Below are 19403 nucleotides of genomic sequence, written 5' to 3'. Positions count from 1 at the left end.
GCTGCATAAAGGCTGTACAATTCGCGCCCTTATTCTTGTTTCAGTCATTGAGAGGCAACATGACTACTGAAAAAATCAATCTACTCGACTTTGATCGCAAAGGCATGCGTCAGTTTTTCGCGGAAGAACTAGGCGAGAAAGCGTTTCGTGCTGATCAGGTTATGAAGTGGATCTACCATTTCGGTGTTGATGACTTCGACAACATGACGAACATCAACAAGAAACTACGTGAAAAACTGCAGCACAAGTGCGAAATTAAAGCCCCAACGGTTGCAGAAGCTCAGCACTCTTCAGACGGCACGATTAAGTGGGCAATGAAGGTGGGTGACCAAGACGTAGAAACGGTTTACATCCCAGAAGAGGATCGCGCGACGTTATGCGTATCTTCTCAGGTAGGTTGTGCGTTGGAGTGTAAGTTCTGTTCGACCGCTCAACAAGGCTTCAACCGCAACCTAAAAGTATCTGAAATCATCGGTCAGGTGTGGCGTGCTGCACGTGAAATCGGTTTGCAAAAAGAAACTGGTCGTCGTCCAATCACTAACGTCGTAATGATGGGTATGGGTGAGCCTCTTCTAAACATGAAGAACTTGATCCCTGCGCTAGAAATCATGCTTGATGATCTTGGTTTTGGTCTTTCTAAACGTCGCGTTACTGTATCAACTTCAGGTGTGGTTTCTGGTCTTGATCAGATGACAGGTAAGATTGACGTCGCATTGGCTATCTCCCTACATGCGCCAAACGATAAGCTACGTAGTGAAATCATGCCAATCAACGATCGTTGGGATATTCAAGACTTCTTAGCGTCAGTTCGTCGTTACATCGCATCTTCGAACGCAAACCGTGGCAAAGTAACAGTCGAGTACGTGTTGCTTGATCATGTGAACGATGACATGGATCACGCACGCGAGCTGGCTGAGTTGATGAAAGACACACCATGTAAGATCAACCTTATTCCGTTTAACCCGTATCCAGGTTCTCCGTACAAGAAGCCAAGCAACTCACGTATTGACCGATTCCAAAAAACATTGATGCAATACGAGCATACGGTGACGGTTCGTAAAACACGTGGTGATGATATTGATGCGGCATGTGGTCAGTTAGTCGGTGACGTTATTGACCGTACTAAACGTACTGCGGCTTTAAAAGCTGCGCGCGGTGCAGAAACCATCGACGTAAAAGCGGTATAATTTGCCCCAAATTAAAAATAGCCAGAGCCTTTGCTCTGGCTATTTTGTTTGTTGTATTTGTAAAGTAACCCCTGAAATTGAATGGTTTTGGCGTTTATTTCAATTTACTGTGTCAAAGTTTGGACAAAAGCTTGAGCTATCTGTTAGTTTGAGTGGAAAGAGTTTTTGTCTTCGTTATACATTCGCTTATCATGGTGAAGAACATTCATGAAGACACCGATTATTCTCAACATTTTTTCTCATACGCTTTGCTGATTTTTGCAAAACGGGTATTCACACTCAATTGTTGAGAATTTCTTAAAAATATAATTTTGGTTAACGCGAACAGGCTAGCTATCTTTAAGTGAGGCTTAAGAACAACAACGAAAATAAATAACCGTGTTAGCCACTAAAACAGATTAAATACCACCATTATGACAGAACACGAAAATACCAATGAAGTACCGCTTTCGATTGAAGCGGGCACATTACTCAAAAACAAACGCGAATCTTTAGGTATGACTCAAAAGCAAGTTGCTGATCGCCTGAGACTTCGCGTTTCTGTTATTGAAGATATTGAAAACAACCGATTTGAATCTCAGCAAGTAGCGACATTCACTCGCGGCTATTTGCGTTCTTACGCAAAGTTTGTCGGGCTAGATGAGAAAGTGGTGCTGGTTGCTCTAGAACAGACGGCAGATGTAAAGCCAAAAGAGCAAGAAATCGAAATGCAAAGTTTTTCTCGTAAAACCAAACACGAGAAACACAACAGCCGAATTATGTTGCTGACTTGGGTAATAGCCATTGTCATCATCGGTATCTCAGCAGCTTGGTGGTGGCAAAATCAGCAAGAAAATAGTCTCGCTCAAGTTGTAGCAGAGGCTAATGTTGAAACAAGCCAACCAAGTGCCGATGAAATTGCTGATATTGATCTAATGACCGAAGAAGAGCTGATCGCAAGTACTCCAGCAGAACTAGCGGCATCAAACAATACAGCATCAGAATCATCCATCAATGCAGCGCAAACTGATGAAGTGGTACCTGCAGAAACAGAAGAGTCGACAACAGAAGCAACTCAACAACCAGTTGCTGTGATTGAAGCAGCAGAAGAGATTCAAGATGCATCTCCTGTCGTGCCAGAAGGTATGACTCTGCTCACCATGAAATTTAAAGCAGATTGCTGGATCCAAGTAAAAGATACAAACGGCAAAACACTCGTAAGTGGCACTCAGAAACCGGGTCAAGACGTGGAACTTACCGGAAAAGCGCCATTTAAAGTGATATTAGGCGCACCGGAAGGTGTAACAATGACATTTGCAAGTGAACCTGTCGACCTTTCTGGGTATACTTCAGGTAAAGTAGCTAGATTCACTCTACCGTTATAAAAAATTATGCAACACGAATCTCCAATTATTCGTCGTAAATCGACGCGTATTTATGTGGGTGATGTGCCAATTGGTGATGGTGCACCAATTGCCGTACAGTCAATGACTAACACTCGCACGACTGATGTGGAAGCGACAGTCGCACAAATCCGAGCACTAGAAAAAGTCGGCGCAGACATCGTCCGTGTTTCAGTACCAACGATGGAAGCAGCAGAAGCGTTTAAGCTGATCAAACAGCAAGTATCTGTTCCTCTGGTTGCTGATATTCACTTTGACTACCGTATCGCACTGAAAGTCGCGGAATACGGCGTCGATTGTTTGCGTATCAACCCAGGTAACATTGGTAACGAAGAGCGTATTCGCTCGGTTGTTGATTGTGCGCGTGATAAGAATATCCCGATCCGTATTGGCGTTAATGGCGGCTCTTTGGAAAAAGATCTGCAGATGAAATACGGTGAACCAACGCCAGAAGCCCTAGTTGAATCAGCGATGCGTCATGTAGATCATCTCGATCGTCTTAACTTTGATCAGTTCAAAGTCAGCGTTAAAGCATCGGATGTATTCCTTGCGGTTGATTCTTACCGCTTGCTAGCGAAGAAAATCGACCAGCCGCTTCACTTAGGTATTACTGAAGCTGGTGGTGCACGCGCAGGTGCCGTGAAGTCAGCAGTTGGCTTGGGCATGCTTTTATCGGAAGGTATTGGTGATACGTTACGTATCTCTTTAGCTGCTGATCCAGTCGAAGAAATCAAAGTCGGTTTCGATATTCTGAAATCTTTGCGTATTCGCTCTCGTGGCATCAACTTTATTGCTTGCCCAAGTTGTTCACGCCAAGAATTCGATGTTATTGGTACCGTAAATGCGCTTGAGCAGCGTTTAGAAGACATAATCACACCAATGGATGTGTCTATTATTGGCTGTGTGGTAAATGGTCCTGGTGAAGCTGAGGTTTCCCATTTGGGTCTTGCGGGTAGCAACAAGAAGAGTGCGTTCTATGAAGACGGAAAACGTCAAAAAGAGCGTTTCGATAACAATGACCTTGTGAATCAGCTAGAAGCAAAGATCCGTGCGAAAGCGTCTATGATGGATAGCGAAAATCGCATTGAAATAAAAGTACAAGATTAATCTCAACGAGTATTACGGTAAGTATTGTGGCAAAAACAATCCAAGCAATCCGAGGCATGAACGATTGTCTCCCAACTCAATCTCCACTGTGGCAGAAACTTGAAAACACAGTGAAAAATGTAATTAGCGCATACGGTTATAACGAAGTGCGCATGCCAATCGTTGAAGAAACAAACCTATTCAGCCGCGCTGTTGGTGAAGAGACAGACGTCGTTTCAAAAGAAATGTACACCTTTGATGATCGTAACGGAGACAGCCTAACACTTCGCCCTGAAGGTACTGCGGGTTGTGTACGTTCATGTATTCAAAACAGCCTGATCAACCGTGACGAACAGCGTCTGTGGTACATGGGGCCTATGTTCCGCCATGAGCGTCCGCAGAAAGGTCGTTACCGTCAATTCCACCAATGTGGTGTGGAAGTGTTTGGTCTAAATGGCCCTGACGTTGACGCCGAGCTTATCATGATGACTGCACGTCTATGGCGTGAATTAGGCATCGACAAGCACGTTCGTCTTGAACTGAACTCAATCGGTTCTCAAGAAGATCGCGCAGACTACCGCACAGCACTGGTTGCCTTCCTTGAACAACATATCGATGTGCTAGACGAAGATTGTAAGCGCCGCATGCACACTAACCCACTGCGTGTTCTGGATACGAAGAACCCTGACATTCAGGCTATTTTAGGTGATGCACCGCGTCTTTCTGAGTACTTAGGTGAAGAATCTAAAGCACACTTCGCAGGTCTATGTGAACTTTTAGACGCAGCAGGTATCGAATACACAGTTAACGAACGTCTTGTTCGTGGTCTGGATTACTACAATCGCACAGTATTTGAGTGGATCACGGAAAGCCTTGGTGCTCAAGGCACTGTGTGTGGCGGTGGTCGCTACGACGGTCTTGTAGAGCAACTTGGTGGCAAACCAACACCAGCAGTTGGCTTTGCAATGGGTCTAGAGCGTCTAGTTCTTATGTTGGAAACTTTAGAGCTTACAGACGTTCGTCGCAGTGTGGATGTTTACGTGGTAACTGCAGGTGAAGGCACCATGATGGCAGGTATGAAGCTAGCAGAGCAGCTTCGTGAGGCTATTTCAGGCGTTCGCGTGATGAATCACTTCGGTGGCGGTAACTTCAAGAAACAGTTTAAACGCGCAGATAAAGTAGGTGCTGTTGTAGCATTGGTTCTGGGTGAAAACGAAGTTGCCGACAATACCGTTGTACTAAAAGACTTAGTTGGTGGTGAGCAAGAGACTTACAGCCAAGCTGAAGTTGCTGAGAAGATCGCAGCACTGATTTAAGTCTTTTAATAAGCTAAAGATTAAATCCTAGTTCGTAACAATAAGGCTCCCAAAATCGGAGCCTTTCGACGAAATAGGAGCAATGGCAGCTTTGCTGCCATTTACATGTTTTAAGAGGACAGGAAGTGGAACTTTACGATACTGAAGAACAACAAGTTGAAGCTATTAAAGACTGGTGGAAGGAAAACGGTAAAGCCGTCATCATCGGTGCTGTTGTTGGCTTAGGTGGTCTATTTGGCTGGCGTTACTACCAGGATACTGTGATTCAGGCGAGTGAAACAGCTTCGCAAAGCTACACAACCGCAATGAATACGCTGCAAGAAAAAGGCGTAGATGCGCAATCAGATGTGCAAGCTTTTATCGAATCGAACGAAGTTAAAGAATATTCAGTATTGGCTGCTCTGCAACTAGCAAAAGCACAAGTCGAAGCGAAAGACTTTGCTGCTGCTCTTGAGCAACTTAAATGGGCTCAAAGCAATACGAAAGATGCTGCTTTATCTCCACTAATTAGCTACCGCATCGCTCGTATCGAGACAGAAATGGGTAACTTTGATGCTGCAAACACTGAGCTAGGCAAAGTGACAGATACAGCATGGGCTGGTCGCATTGCTGAATTGCGTGGTGATATTGCACTTCGTCAAGGTGACAAAGATGCAGCTTACGCGGCTTACACAGAAGCGCAGCAAGCAGCAGATGCAAGCCCAACACTGCAAATGAAATTGGACGACTTGGCGAAATAATAAGGACCGCATTGGATGAAAAGAGTCTTTAAGAAAGCCTTGTTAGGGGCATTAACGGTGGGCATCCTAGCTGGTTGTGCTGGCGAGGAAGATACCATCGTTATGGCACCACTACCGCAGGTAGATAGCCAGTTTACGACCAAGAGTGAATGGAACACATCGATTGGTGATGGTGTTGGTCATTACTTCTCAAAGCTTTCTCCTGTCTACGCAAACGACATGTTGTTTGTCGCGAGCCGTGATGGTTTGGTGAAAGCGCTTGATCCAGAAAATGGTAAGCAATTATGGCAAACCGATCTGGAAGAAGACGTGATTGCTCGTCTGTCTGGCGGTATTACTGCGGCGTACGAACATCTTTACATCGGTTCTGAAAATGGTGAAGTGATTGCACTAAGCCAAGAAACTGGTGAAATCATTTGGCGCATTAAAGTCGGTGGTGAAGTTCTGGCGAAACCCGTTGCGGATTCAGGCTTGATCATCGTAAATACCAGCCGTGGTATGTTGATTGCTTTGGATGAAAGCTCTGGTGAGCAGCGCTGGGCATTAAGTACTGAAGTTCCAAACCTGACACTACGCGGAGACAGCACTCCAACTGCGATTGGTGGTGGTGTTTTCTGGGGTACGGCAAATGGTCGACTAGCCGCAGCGATTGTGGAACGTGGTCAGCTTATTTGGCAACAGCCAGTAGGCACACCGAAAGGCGCTACGGAAATTGACCGTCTGGTTGACGTTGACTCTTCTCCTATTGTACTGGGCGGAACTCTTTTCACCATTGGATACAATGGTCAGTTGATCGCTATTGATTTGCGTTCGGCTAACCCAATCTGGAAGCGTAATTATTCGTCAGCGAACGATATCGCAACGGACGGCAGTCGTATCTTTGTGATCACCGAAAAAGATCACGTGGTCGCGGTTGATGCTCGAAGCGGTACTGAACTGTGGGAAAATAGCCTATTAGAACACCGTCAGTTAACTGCGCCAGTTATCGTCGGTAACTATTTAGTTTTAGGTGATACCCTAGGTTACCTGCACTGGTTAGATCGTTCGACGGGTGAGTTCGTAGCTCAACAATTCGTTGATGACAGTGGTTTTGCGGTTGGTCCGACTCTATTGTCTGATGGTTATGTCATTACAACTCGCAACGGCGATGTAAAGAAACTAACCATTAACGAATAATATCGTGATATAATTCACATTCGGCTCCTGGCTGGTGACAGTTAGGAGCCGTTTTGTTGTTTGAAATTTTTAACCCTGACGTGGTTATAGGTAAAAAGCTGGCTTGATTTGGCATCGGGCAAGTCGTTACCTATAACTACAGAAGAAAGATTATTGTAGAGGTTGTTATGGTACCTGTTGTTGCTCTAGTTGGGCGTCCGAACGTAGGTAAATCTACACTATTTAACCGATTGACACGCACACGTGACGCGTTGGTTGCGGACTTTCCAGGCCTAACGCGAGACCGTAAATACGGCCAAGCTCGTCTTGATGAAGAGCACGAATTCATTGTCATTGATACTGGCGGTATTGATGGCACAGAAGAAGGCGTGGAAACCAAAATGGCAGAGCAGTCGCTAGCAGCGATTGATGAAGCTGACGTTGTGCTATTCCTTGTTGACGGTCGTGCTGGTCTTACACCTGCTGATGAAGCGATTGCGGCGCATCTGCGTAAAATTGAAAAACCAGCGATGCTGGTAGTAAACAAAATTGATGGTATTGATGCTGACGCTGCGTGTGCTGATTTCTGGCAGCTTGGTGTTGATGACATGTACCAAATCGCGGCTGCACACGGTCGTGGTGTTACAGCGTTGCTTGAGCGTGCGCTAGCTCCATTCTTTGATGATTTACTAACAAGTGAATCAGAAGAAGGTGAGATTGAAGATCTGACAGAATTTGAAGACGCTGAAATTGCACCAGACGAATACACCGAAGAAGAAGCGGAAGCGGAGTTCCAACGTCTACAAGAACAGCCAATTAAACTGGCAATCATTGGTCGTCCAAACGTTGGTAAGTCGACGTTAACCAACCGTATTCTTGGCGAAGAACGTGTTGTGGTATACGACATGCCAGGCACAACTCGTGACTCAATCTACATTCCTATGGAACGTGATGGCCGTGAGTATGTAATCATTGATACTGCGGGTGTACGTCGTCGTGGTCGTATTAACGAAACGGTTGAGAAATTCTCCGTTGTTAAAACGTTGAAAGCCGTCGAGGACGCAAACGTAGTGCTATTGGTTATCGACGCACGTGAAAATATTTCTGACCAAGACTTGAGCCTGCTAGGTTTTGCATTGAACGCTGGTCGTTCAATCGTATTAGCGGTAAACAAGTGGGATGGTCTAGATAACGAAGTAAAAGAGAACGTGAAGAAAGAGCTGGACCGCCGCCTAGGTTTCGTTGACTTTGCTCGTATTCACTTTATCTCTGCACTGCACGGTACTGGTGTTGGTCACTTATTTGAGTCTATCCAAGAAGCGTACAAGTCGGCAACGACACGTGTTGGTACCTCTGTTTTGACTCGTATCATGAAGATGGCGACTGATGATCACCAACCGCCAATGGTTCGTGGCCGTCGTATCAAGCTAAAATACGCGCACGCAGGTGGTTACAACCCACCAATCGTCGTGATTCACGGTAACATGGTTCGTGAACTTCCGGATTCATACAAGCGTTACTTGATGAACTACTTCCGCAAGTCACTGGAAATTATGGGTACGCCAATTCGTATCAACTTCCAGAATAGCGAAAACCCGTTTGAGAATCGTGCGAACAAGCTAACCTTGTCTCAAGAGCGTAAGCGTAAACGTATGATGTCTGTGGTTAAAAACCGCAAAAAATAATTTAAGTATTTGAAGATGCCCAAGTTTTTACTTGGGTATTTTTTTATCTGTTTTTTGCAACCTCTAAAAGTGATGTGAGATGTGTCCTTTTCTAAACCTTACTTTCATCATTATCACAATATTCTTCTGCGCGGTTTTCCTCTAGTGATATTAGTGATGACGTGCAGATTCCTGTATCTTCAAATGCTCAGCACAAAACCTTAACTTCTTACATTCACAGAGATAAGCAAAGCATGACGATTACCGCGACACAAACCCGTTTCTGCCATCAAACTTGGCAGTTGGACGCTCAGATTCAACTCGTTCAAAACCACAATGAAGTGACCTACGTAGTCACCGACGTGACTCCGTTTCATCCCGTTAGCCATATCTGGCCTGATCATCCCGCGGATAAAGGCATCTTAGTATTTAATGATCAACAATTTGAAGTGATTGATTGCCAAGTTGGTGCCATTGAAGTGGCAACCGGAGAGTTATTTGTTGGAGCGGCAATCCCTGTAAAACGCGATACAGAAGGTTGGTTATTTGTTGTCGTACATGTATTAGCGCTTGTTGACACTCTATCTCAAGATACACGAGTGACGCTGAAAGTGGACAAAGAGTACCAACAAGCATTGAGTCGTGGACACAGTGCAGGTCATCTCGCCTACTTAGCCCTAAATAAAGTCCTCGCTGCCAGTTACTGGCGTAAAGATGCTGATCGTAAAGACCCACATGGCAACTATGATTTTAATAGTTATGCCCAAGAAGCCAGCTTTGTAACACCAGACAAGTGCCTAGATACTTACCGTTTAGGTAAAACACTCCGTAAAAGAGGCCTAAACAGCGCAGAAATGCTGTCAGACTTAGAGAAAATAGAGAGTCAGGTGAATGCACAATTGAAGCTTTGGCTGGAAAGCGACGCGGCGATCATTATGGACTGCCATGGTGACAACTTGACCGATTCTCGTTATTGGAAATGTGACTTGGGAGAGGGGGAATTGGCCGTGATCCCTTGTGGAGGAACGCACGCAGAGCATTTGAGTGACTTTGGCTCGATACACGTCAAGTTGGTCGAAATGGATTCACAAACGATTGAAATGCACACCGATGTAATAGCTTGCTTTTCTAATTAGATCTTTTTATTAAATTCTGTTTTTTCTTTTTTTGAATTTAATTTTGGTGTTTTATGCTCCTTTAAATTGGAATGCAGAATATGTAACTTATGCTTTCGGTGTGTGGTTATATAAATATTCTTTTAGGGGGTGATCGCTGATCAAATGGTAAATATCCGATGATCAGAATAAGATCTTTCTTAAAGTAAGCTTCTCGTGAAGTAAACCCATTACCTTGCATACGGTGATATACATCAAGGTTAGCGGTTAGAAAATGTGAATACTGGAGAGAGTGAAACAGTAAGGTGAGAGATATGCAACAGAACAAATGTCCAGATTGCGAAGTAGAACTAGAATGGACTGGCCAATACCATTGTGGCCAATGTGAATCCGATTTCAAAAAAGTAGGTTTTTGTCCGGACTGTGGTGCTGAGTTAGAAAAGCTTCAGGCTTGTGGGGCTGCGAATTATTTCTGCAATACCTGTAATGAACTCAAATCCAAATCTCGTGTGCGATTTGAGTTTCAAAAAATCAGCTGATTAAGCTCATTTTAAAGTCGGCTAACTAACGGTAGAGTGAATCTCACCATTAGCCAAACGGGTGACTAAAAGGTCGCCCGTTTTTACATCATCTGCGCTTGTAACGACCTTACCTTGCTCTGTTTGCGTGATGGAGTAACCACGCTTGAGTGTCGCTAGGGGACTGACGGTATCTAACTTCTCTGCCGCAATCGCTAACTGATGACGCATCGTCAGTAGTTTTCGATCCATTGCGTCTAATAGCTTGTGCTCAACACGTTCAAGTCTCGATTTTTGTTGTGCTAAGTGTTTAACAGGAGAGTTTAATTGCAGACGGTGGTGTTTACGCTCAACGGCTTGTTGACGTGTATCGATGAAGCGCTGCATAGCTCTACGCAAACGCATATCCAGCTCATCGAGTTGCTGTGACTGACGCTGCAATTGGTAGCTTGGATGCTGACGCTCTAAGCGATGCAGAAGTTGCGCAGATTGCTGTTTTTGCTGCGCTAAGTAGTAGCGCATCGCACTAGCTAGTTTATGCTGTTTCGCTACAAGCGATTGATCTTTATGGCTGTTGTCACGGCTAACCAGTTCAGCGGCAGCTGATGGAGTAGGAGCTCGCACATCGGCAACAAAATCGGCAATCGTCATGTCGACTTCATGGCCCACAGCACTAATGATCGGGATTTGACTTGCAGCAATAGTGCGAGCAAGGATCTCATTGTTAAAGCACCATAAGTCTTCTAGAGAGCCGCCGCCACGACCAACAATCAATACATCACATTCATTTCGGCTATTAGCACGACCGATTGCTTGGGCAATTTGAATGGCTGCGTCATCACCTTGGACCATGGTCGGATAAATCACCACGGGTAGGGAAGGATCACGGCGTTTTAAAACGTCCAATATGTCGTAAAGCGCTGCACCTGTTTTAGAAGTGATGACACCAACACGCTTTGGATGTTCTGGTAGTGGCAGTTTGTTGGTTTGAGCGAACAAACCTTCCGCTGCCAACTTCATCTTAAGCTCTTCAAACTCTTGTTGCAGGCGACCATCGCCTTCAGGCTGCATGCTTTCGATGATCAATTGGTAGTCACCACGTGGCTCATACAGAGACAGACGGGCTTTAACTAAAACTTGATTGCCGTTTGCAGGTTTGAAAGTAACGCGACGATTGTTACCACGGAACATGGCACATTTTACTTGAGCACGAGAATCTTTAAGGGTGAGGTACCAGTGACCGGAAACAGGAGCAGAGAAGTTGGATATCTCTCCGACAAGCCAAACGATCCCCATTTCGTTTTCAAGGAGTAAACGAACTTCTGCGTTGAGACGAGAAACAGTGAAGATGTTCTGATTGGTCTTGGAGAGCACAGCTAATCTCTTAGACGTGAGTATGGAAATTAGCGGCAATATAATACATAGCAAGGGGGTAATTGCAAGAAAAAAATCAAAAAAACTTGTAGTCAAGCGATTGCGTTGAACGTATAATCCCTCCGCAATATCTAATCCAAATGTAACTTGTTAACTAAAACCAGTTACCCTCATTATGCGAAACGATGAGATTGGATTGTTCTTTTTACTCCTCTAATTGTGAGATATTGCAAATGCTAAGAATTGCCAAAGAAGCGCTGACATTCGATGACGTACTACTTGTGCCAGCACACTCCACCGTTCTCCCAAACACAGCTGATCTTCGCACTCAGTTGACTAAGAACATCACCCTAAACATCCCAATGATTTCGGCATCTATGGATACCGTTACTGAAGCTCGTCTAGCTATCGCGCTAGCGCAAGAGGGTGGCATTGGCTTTATCCACAAGAACATGTCTATTGAGCAACAGGCTGCCGAAGTTCGTAAAGTAAAGAGTTTCGAAGCGGGTGTTGTATCAGACCCTGTGACAGTGAACCCAGACGCAACCATCGCTGACGTAGTCGCTCTGACTGAAAAGCACGGTTTTGCAGGCTTCCCTGTAGTAACAGAGCACAACGAACTGGTCGGTATCATCACTGGCCGTGACGTACGCTTTGTGACTGACCTATCTAAGAAAGTATCTGCAGTAATGACGCCTAAAGAGCGTCTGGCTTCTGTAAACGAAGGTGCAACTCGTGAAGAAGTTCAAGAGAAAATGCACGAAGCGCGCGTTGAAAAGGTACTGGTAGTGAACGACGAGTTCAAACTAACCGGTATGATCACTGCTAAAGACTTCCATAAAGCAGAACGTAAACCAAACGCATGTAAAGATGAGCGCGGTCGTCTACGTGTTGGCGCAGCTGTTGGTGCTGGTGCGGGTAACGAAGAACGTGTTGCTGCACTTGTAGAAGCAGGCGTTGACGTACTACTTATCGACTCTTCTCACGGTCATTCAGAAGGCGTTCTACAACGTATTCGTGACACTCGTGCTGCGTACCCAGATCTAGATATCATCGGCGGTAACGTCGCAACAGGTGCTGGCGCGAAAGCACTGATCGAAGCTGGCGTAAGCGCAGTGAAAGTCGGTATTGGCCCAGGTTCTATCTGTACGACTCGCATCGTAACGGGTGTTGGTGTTCCTCAAATCACTGCAATCGCTGACGCGGCTGAAGTGGCTAACGAATACGGTATCCCAGTGATTGCTGACGGCGGTATCCGTTTCTCTGGTGATATCTGTAAAGCAATCGTAGCAGGCGCATCATGTGTGATGGTTGGTTCTATGTTCGCAGGTACAGAAGAAGCGCCGGGCGAAGTGATTCTTTACAACGGCCGTTCTTACAAAGCTTACCGTGGTATGGGTTCTCTAGGCGCGATGTCTCAAGGTTCTTCTGACCGTTACTTCCAGTCTGATAATGCAGCAGACAAGCTTGTACCAGAAGGCATTGAAGGTCGTATCGCATACAAAGGCCGCCTAAAAGAGATCGTACACCAACAAATGGGTGGTCTACGTTCAAGCATGGGTCTAACGGGTTCTGCAACTATCGAAGACATGCGTACTAAAGCTGAATTTGTACGTATTTCTGGTGCGGGTATGCAAGAATCTCACGTACACGACGTTCAGATCACTAAGGAAGCGCCAAACTACCGTCTAGGTAACTAATAGCCTAACGTAAACGTTTGCTTTTTCCTTGAAGCATTAAGAAGAGGCGAGTACACTCGCCTCGGTTTTAATCACTTAGCCTTAAAAGACTGCTCAAAATGACTAAAAATATCCATGACCAACGTATTCTGATCTTGGACTTCGGTTCTCAGTACACTCAATTAGTTGCGCGTCGCGTACGCGAAATCGGCGTTTACTGTGAGCTATGGAGCTGGGACGTAGAAGAAGCGGATATTCGCGAATTCAACCCAGATGGCATCATCCTTTCTGGTGGCCCAGAAAGCGTTACAGAAGAAAACTCTCCTCGCGCTCCTCAATATGTATTTGACTCAGGTGTTCCTGTACTTGGTGTATGTTACGGCATGCAAACCATGGCAGAACAGCTAGGTGGTAAAGTAGCGGGCTCAAACGAGCGTGAATTTGGCTACGCACAAGTAAAAGTTTCTGGCGAATCTGCGATCTTCAAAGATCTTGAAGCGACTCAAGACGTTTGGATGAGCCACGGCGACAAAGTAGTAGAAATCCCAGCAGACTTCGTAAAAGTTGGTGAGACAGATACGTGTCCTTACGCAGCGATGGCGAACGAGGAGAAGAAATACTACGGCGTTCAGTTCCACCCAGAAGTAACGCACACAAAACAAGGCCTACAAATGCTAGAGAACTTCGTTCTTGGCGTGTGTGGCTGTGAGCGTCTATGGACCTCTGAATCTATCATCGAAGACGCTGTTGCTCGTATTAAAGAGCAAGTGGGTGACGATGAAGTTATTCTAGGTCTTTCTGGTGGTGTAGATTCATCCGTTGTTGCTATGCTGGTTCACCGTGCAATTGGCGACAAGCTTACATGTGTATTCGTGGATAACGGCCTGCTTCGTCTAAACGAAGGTCAGCAAGTAATGGATATGTTCGGCGATAAGTTCGGCCTAAACATCATCAAAGTTGACGCAGAAGAGCGTTTCCTTGAAGCGCTGAAAGGCAAGTCTGACCCAGAAGAAAAACGTAAGACTATCGGTCACGTGTTCGTAGACGTATTCGATGAAGAATCGAAGAAGCTGAAAAACGCAAAATGGCTTGCTCAGGGTACTATCTACCCAGACGTAATCGAGTCTGCTGCATCTAAAACTGGTAAAGCGCACGTGATCAAATCACACCACAACGTGGGCGGTCTACCTGACGATATGGAAATGGGTCTAGTTGAGCCACTACGTGAGTTGTTCAAAGATGAAGTTCGTAAGATTGGTCTTGAGCTAGGTCTTCCGTACAACATGCTTTACCGCCACCCATTCCCAGGTCCTGGTCTAGGCGTTCGTGTTCTTGGCGAGATCAAGAAAGAGTACTGTGACTTGCTACGTCGTGCTGACGCTATCTTTATTGAAGAGCTTCACGCAGCAGATCTATACGACAAAGTATCTCAAGCGTTCACGGTATTCCTACCAGTTCGTTCTGTAGGCGTAATGGGCGACGGTCGTAAATACGATTGGGTGGTATCACTGCGAGCAGTTGAAACCATCGACTTTATGACAGCGCATTGGGCACACCTACCATACGACTTCCTAGGTAAGGTATCTAACCGTATTATCAACGAAGTTGAAGGTATTTCACGAGTTGTTTACGACATTTCTGGTAAGCCACCAGCGACAATCGAATGGGAATAATTTTCCTCTAGATTGTTGAGTTTACAAGAACCAGCCTCCGGGCTGGTTTTTTTGTACTTCAAATTTGTGAAGAGGTGGCTCAACTTTTTCGTGAGAAATATATACACACGCCCAAATTAAATATATATTCGTTTTTATTGTTTAAATATTAAAAATGGTATTGCTATGGAACAGGCTGACGTTACCTCTCTCATTCCCATCCTTATTACTCTTTTCCTCGCGCTGACTACGAGAAATGTCGTCGTTGGTTTGTTCGCCGGTGTGGTCAGTGGCGTCGCCATGCTTGAAGGCACCTTTGTTGAAAAAGGACCACTAGACTCGTTTAGTGCGTTGATGAAAAGCTATCTACTGCCGCAACTTACGGATAGCTACAACGCTGGTGTGATTTTGTTATTAGTGTTTATTGGTGGTTTCGTCGCTTTAATGGAAAAGTCCGGCGGCGGTGTCGCCTTTGCTAAAAAGGTTACCCAATGGGTGGCGAGTAAATGCCAAGCTCAACTATCAGCATGGTTCGGTGGTGTCGTTATTTTCTTCTCAGACCTTGGTACACCACTGATTGTTGGCCCTGTTTTTCGCCCTTTATTTGATAAGTTAAAAGTATCACGCCAAAAATTAGCTTTCATTATCGATTCTACTTCCTCTCCCGTCGCAATCTTGATTCCTTTTATCGGGTGGGGCGTTTACATCATGGGATTGATTCAAAAAGAGTTTACTGCCCTGAATGTCAGTATGAGTGACTGGGATGCTTTCATTGGCGCGATCCCGTATCAGTTTTATGCCTTTCTTGCGATCGCGATTGTGCCGATTGTCTCTTTCTTCAAGTTAGATTTCGGACCGATGGCGAAGGCTGAGCAGTTAGCAGAACAGGGTTCCGACTTTGGGAAAGTGCAGGAGTCGATGAATGTGTTTATGCATAAAAATGCAAAATCCAGTTTTGTGTGGGCACCTTTGCTCGTTATGCTGGTGGTTCTATGTACCATCCTGGTGCCACACGGTTTTCCATTTCAAAAAGTGGCAGGCTCAACGTTTAGGGCTGCACTCTCTTCGGCGTACTTCTTCGCGGCCTTCACTCTAATTGCGCTGATGGCGTTTTATGGCGTCAGAAAGCTTTCCGATGGTATCCAAGTGTACCTCAAAGGTATGTCAAACATGATGTCTGTCGCGGTTATCTTGGTATTGGCTTGGGCGCTTAGCTCTGTTGGGAAAGAATTAGGTGCAGCTGCATATATTGCTGAACAAGCTCAAGCCGGTTTCCCGTATTGGCTATTGCCAGCCGTTGCTTTTTTGCTTGCCGGTATTATCTCGTTTGCTACGGGATCATCTTGGGGCACGTTCGCCATCATGATGCCATTAGTGATCCCAACGGCCGTTGCGATTGATGCTCCTTTGCTAGTTTGCATTGGTGCCGTGTTATCTGGCGGTTTATTTGGTGATCACTGTTCTCCAATCTCTGAAACCACGATTCTGTCGTCAACAGGAGCAGGGTGTGAACAGTATGAGCACTTCCGTACACAGTTGCCTTACGCGGTGTTGAATGGTGTGATTGCACTTGGGTGCTTTCTTTTGGCAGGCGTTGCTGCCTCACCTGTGATTGTACTTGCGGCGATTGTCGCTCAGTTCGCTATTTACTATGTGCTATCAAAACAGAAGCCAACCGAGCAACTTGAGTCTGTTTCAGCAGAGTAATAGAGATAGAAATATCATCAAACGGAGGCGTAGTCAGCCTCCGCTTTTCTTTTGAGTCAAGGTAACATTTTTCTTGTGACAAAATGTGTGCAAGGACTTATTTATTCATTTTGTCTCGCAGAATGAACTCACTTCGCTCGGCGTTTTTTATATATGATCCACTATATGTCTAGTTATTCCTTGTATATTGTATTGTTAAACCCGGAGACTAGACATGTTTGCACTCAAACATCTTCCTATTGCATTGAGTTGTGTCCTAGCGGCACAAGCGAATGCAAGTATGAATATCCAGCCTGATCCGCAAAATCCGAATGGTTATGTCATTGCTCGTGGTGACGTTCAAGCTATGGAGCAAAGCAAAACCTCTGACCCTATGTATGCCATTTGGTCACAAGCACTAGAGACGCGTCCTAACTCAGTCGTCGAAGCGATTGTTCCTGGAGCGGCAACCAACCCAGAAAACGTGAAGCGTGTAGAGCGCGTGTTCCCTGAAAGTGAGTGGGACTTCCTGACTCAAATGGCAGCACCAGAATACACTTACACGCGTTTCCTACGTGCGATTGGTAAATTCCCAGCATTTTGTGGTGAGTACACTGATGGCCGTGATTCGGATGCGATTTGTAAAAAATCGATCGTGACAGCCTTTGCTCACTTTGCGCAGGAAACTGGTGGTCATATTTCGATTGATAACGTATCGGATAATCCTCTTGGATTGGAAGAGTGGCAGCAAGCTTTGGTTCACGTACGTGAAATGGGCTGGTCAGAAGGTCAAGAAGGTTACACGACAGGTTGTGGTCAGAATGACTGGCAAAACAAACGTTGGCCATGTGAACCGGGACAAGGTTACTTTGGACGTGGTGCTAAACAGCTTTCTTACCACTTTAACTATGGCGCGTTCTCTGAAGTGATGTTTGATGGTGATGCATCTGTATTGCTGAAAAATCCAGGTTTGGTTGCGGATTCGTGGCTGAACTTGGCATCGGCTATCTGGTTCTTCCTAACCCCACAAGCACCTAAACCAGCAATGCTACATGTAATTGATCGTACTTGGGTTCCTTCACAACGTGAACTTGATGCAGGCATTGGTTACGGCTTCGGTACCACTATCAACGTGATCAATGGTGGTATTGAGTGTGGTGAGCAAAACAAGGATAAAGGTCAGCCTGTTAACCGTATCCGTTACTGGGAAGGTTTGGCGGCACACTACCAAATTCCAATTGAAGCTGACGAGAAGAACACTTGTTGGCAGCAAACGCCTTACGGCAGCCTAAACCTAAATGGCGCAACTGACGTGCTTTACACTAACTGGGATGGTAACTGGAAATACTACTCAGATCGTCCTGGAGGCCATTCGTTTGAATGTGAGCTGGTTGGTTTCCAAACGGCTTACTCTGCGCTAGTTGCGGGTGATTACGAGAAGTGTGTAACTAACTTCTACCAATCTCATGCGGGTTGGCCTGAAGTTCGTGTGGTTGACAAGTTAGACCCTGTAGATCCGGTCGATCCGCCTGTAGGTGGCGTGGCAGCTTGGGATTCAGGCAAAGTCTACAACACTGGTGATCAAGTTTCTTACCAAGGTGCTGTTTACGAAGCGAAATGGTGGTCACAAGGTAATGAGCCAACGAAAGGAGACCCTTGGAAGTTGGTTTCAGGCACTCCTACGGAGCCGCCAACAACGGAACCTGAACCACCTGTGACTGAACCAGAACCGCCAGTCACAGAACCAGAGCCTCCGGTCACTGAGCCAGTGCCACCAGTAACAGGTAACTTCATTCAGTGGGAGCCAGGCGTAACTCAAGTGGCTAACGGTGATAAAGTGACGTACCAAAACAAATGCTTTGTCGCAAAAAACGGCCCTGGAGTGTGGGAAAGCCCAACGCAGAGCAACTGGTTCTGGGATGAGATTTCCTGCCAATAAATAATTTAACTCTTTATAAAGGCTCTGCTTTTTAGCAGGGTCTTTTTTTATTTGTGCTGTTGCTTATTTGTGGAATCTAAGTTTTCAATAACGGCTTTTCTCTTTTTGTTGGGTGTCCATTAAAATTCGCGCGCATTTTTTATCAACATTTTTGAAAAAAGGTATTTGTACATGTCGACAAAACTGGCTAACCCAGCACCGCTAGGTCTGATGGGTTTCGGTATGACCACTATTCTGCTGAACATTCATAACGCAGGATTTTTCCCACTTGACTCTATGATTCTAGCGATGGGCATCTTTTACGGTGGCCTTAGCCAAGTAATCGTTGGCATCATGTGCTTTAAACGCGGCGACACGTTCGGCACAACTGCGTTTACTTCTTACGGTCTATTTTGGCTAACATTGGTTGGTCTAATCGTAATGCCTCACATGGGTCTTCCTGCAAGCCCAGCAAGCTTTATGGGTTGGTACCTAGCACTTTGGGGTATCTTCACTGGTTTCATGTTCATTGGCTCTCTATGTTACCCAACAGCGAAGCAGGTGGTATTTGGTTCTCTAACTATCCTGTTCTTCTTGCTTGCTGCTCGTGATTTCACTGGTAGCGAAGTTATCGGTGCTATCGCTGGCTTCGAAGGTATCTTCTGTGGCGCAAGCGCAATTTACTTCGCAATGGCGCAAGTACTAAACAACGAATTTGGTCGTGAAGTTCTACCTGTAGGTAAAGCAAAAATCGCTCGTAAAGTTGAAGCAGTCGCAGCTTAAGCGTTAAATCGAACTCATTGAAAAAGCGGGCCAATAGGTCCGCTTTTTTATTTCATTGAATTTTATGAATATTTTTGGATTTCAAGTAGGAATGTTCCGAATAAGACATTGTTGTGACCAAGAGCGAATTTTTTCTTCGAAAATGCTC

General features: G+C 45.4%; 15 protein-coding genes. 14 read left to right on the top strand and 1 reads right to left on the bottom strand.

All coding sequences use genetic code 11. The annotated features are described in order from the left end of the window. The first annotated feature begins 59 nt into the window (after positions 1-59). The 9 genes from ACF8EG_RS13200 to ACF8EG_RS13160 all read left to right on the top strand — a co-directional run bounded on the left by ACF8EG_RS13200 (position 60) and on the right by ACF8EG_RS13160 (position 10184). Positions 60-1187, top strand: coding sequence for a bifunctional tRNA (adenosine(37)-C2)-methyltransferase TrmG/ribosomal RNA large subunit methyltransferase RlmN (locus ACF8EG_RS13200; RefSeq protein ID WP_015296287.1), 1128 nt, complete (start codon positions 60-62; stop codon positions 1185-1187). 413 nt (positions 1188-1600) lie between these two features. Then, positions 1601-2551 carry a cytoskeleton protein RodZ gene (gene rodZ, locus ACF8EG_RS13195; protein ID WP_025526823.1) on the top strand — a complete coding sequence of 317 codons (951 nt, stop codon included), beginning with the start codon at positions 1601-1603 and terminating at the stop codon, positions 2549-2551. Positions 2552-2557: 6 nt separating this feature from the next. Next, positions 2558-3676 carry a flavodoxin-dependent (E)-4-hydroxy-3-methylbut-2-enyl-diphosphate synthase gene (gene ispG, locus ACF8EG_RS13190; RefSeq protein WP_005460234.1) on the top strand — a complete coding sequence of 373 codons (1119 nt, stop codon included), beginning with the start codon at positions 2558-2560 and terminating at the stop codon, positions 3674-3676. A 26-nt stretch (positions 3677-3702) separates the two neighbouring features. After that, positions 3703-4971 carry a histidine--tRNA ligase gene (hisS, locus tag ACF8EG_RS13185; RefSeq protein WP_020904180.1) on the top strand — a complete coding sequence of 423 codons (1269 nt, stop codon included), beginning with the start codon at positions 3703-3705 and terminating at the stop codon, positions 4969-4971. 125 nt (positions 4972-5096) lie between these two features. Continuing rightward, positions 5097-5711, top strand: coding sequence for a YfgM family protein (locus ACF8EG_RS13180; RefSeq protein WP_005460236.1), 615 nt, complete (start codon positions 5097-5099; stop codon positions 5709-5711). Between the two features lie 15 nt (positions 5712-5726). Then, a complete protein-coding gene (gene bamB, locus ACF8EG_RS13175; protein WP_025526815.1) occupies positions 5727-6887 on the top strand; it encodes an outer membrane protein assembly factor BamB in 1161 nt (386 codons plus the stop codon). A 167-nt stretch (positions 6888-7054) separates the two neighbouring features. Then, positions 7055-8551, top strand: a complete 1497-nt coding sequence (gene der / locus ACF8EG_RS13170; RefSeq protein ID WP_005483018.1) for a ribosome biogenesis GTPase Der — start codon at positions 7055-7057, stop codon at positions 8549-8551. A 233-nt stretch (positions 8552-8784) separates the two neighbouring features. After that, positions 8785-9666, top strand: a complete 882-nt coding sequence (locus ACF8EG_RS13165; RefSeq protein ID WP_069506873.1) for an alanyl-tRNA editing protein — start codon at positions 8785-8787, stop codon at positions 9664-9666. Positions 9667-9959: 293 nt separating this feature from the next. After that, a complete protein-coding gene (locus ACF8EG_RS13160) occupies positions 9960-10184 on the top strand; it encodes a zinc ribbon domain-containing protein (protein ID WP_005460239.1) in 225 nt (74 codons plus the stop codon). Positions 10185-10205: 21 nt separating this feature from the next. Here the strand turns inward: ACF8EG_RS13160 and xseA are convergent, their stop codons facing one another. Further along, positions 10206-11537 carry an exodeoxyribonuclease VII large subunit gene (xseA, locus tag ACF8EG_RS13155; protein ID WP_023586017.1) on the bottom strand — a complete coding sequence of 444 codons (1332 nt, stop codon included), beginning with the start codon at positions 11535-11537 and terminating at the stop codon, positions 10206-10208. Between the two features lie 233 nt (positions 11538-11770). Here xseA and guaB point away from each other — a divergent pair, with 233 nt between their 5' ends. From guaB to ACF8EG_RS13130, 5 genes are all read left to right on the top strand, one after another. Then, on the top strand, positions 11771-13237 hold the full coding sequence (guaB, locus tag ACF8EG_RS13150) for an IMP dehydrogenase (RefSeq protein WP_069506863.1): 1467 nt from the start codon (positions 11771-11773) through the stop codon (positions 13235-13237). Between the two features lie 98 nt (positions 13238-13335). Continuing rightward, positions 13336-14889, top strand: a complete 1554-nt coding sequence (gene guaA, locus ACF8EG_RS13145; protein ID WP_069506860.1) for a glutamine-hydrolyzing GMP synthase — start codon at positions 13336-13338, stop codon at positions 14887-14889. Between the two features lie 165 nt (positions 14890-15054). Next, complete coding sequence (locus tag ACF8EG_RS13140; RefSeq protein ID WP_069489110.1) at positions 15055-16575, top strand: Na+/H+ antiporter NhaC family protein; 1521 nt, start codon at positions 15055-15057, stop codon at positions 16573-16575. A gap of 214 nt (positions 16576-16789) precedes the next feature. Continuing rightward, positions 16790-18493, top strand: a complete 1704-nt coding sequence (locus ACF8EG_RS13135; RefSeq protein ID WP_005483748.1) for a chitinase — start codon at positions 16790-16792, stop codon at positions 18491-18493. 171 nt (positions 18494-18664) lie between these two features. Continuing rightward, positions 18665-19255 (top strand): acetate uptake transporter, encoded by a 591-nt coding sequence (locus ACF8EG_RS13130; RefSeq protein WP_005460258.1) that lies wholly within the window; start codon positions 18665-18667, stop codon positions 19253-19255. The last annotated feature ends 148 nt before the right edge of the window (positions 19256-19403 follow it).

This window comes from Vibrio sp. YQ_11 (genome assembly GCF_043103065.1).
Lineage (GTDB): Bacteria > Pseudomonadota > Gammaproteobacteria > Enterobacterales > Vibrionaceae > Vibrio > Vibrio parahaemolyticus.
This window is presented reverse-complemented; position numbering and strand designations above follow the sequence as displayed.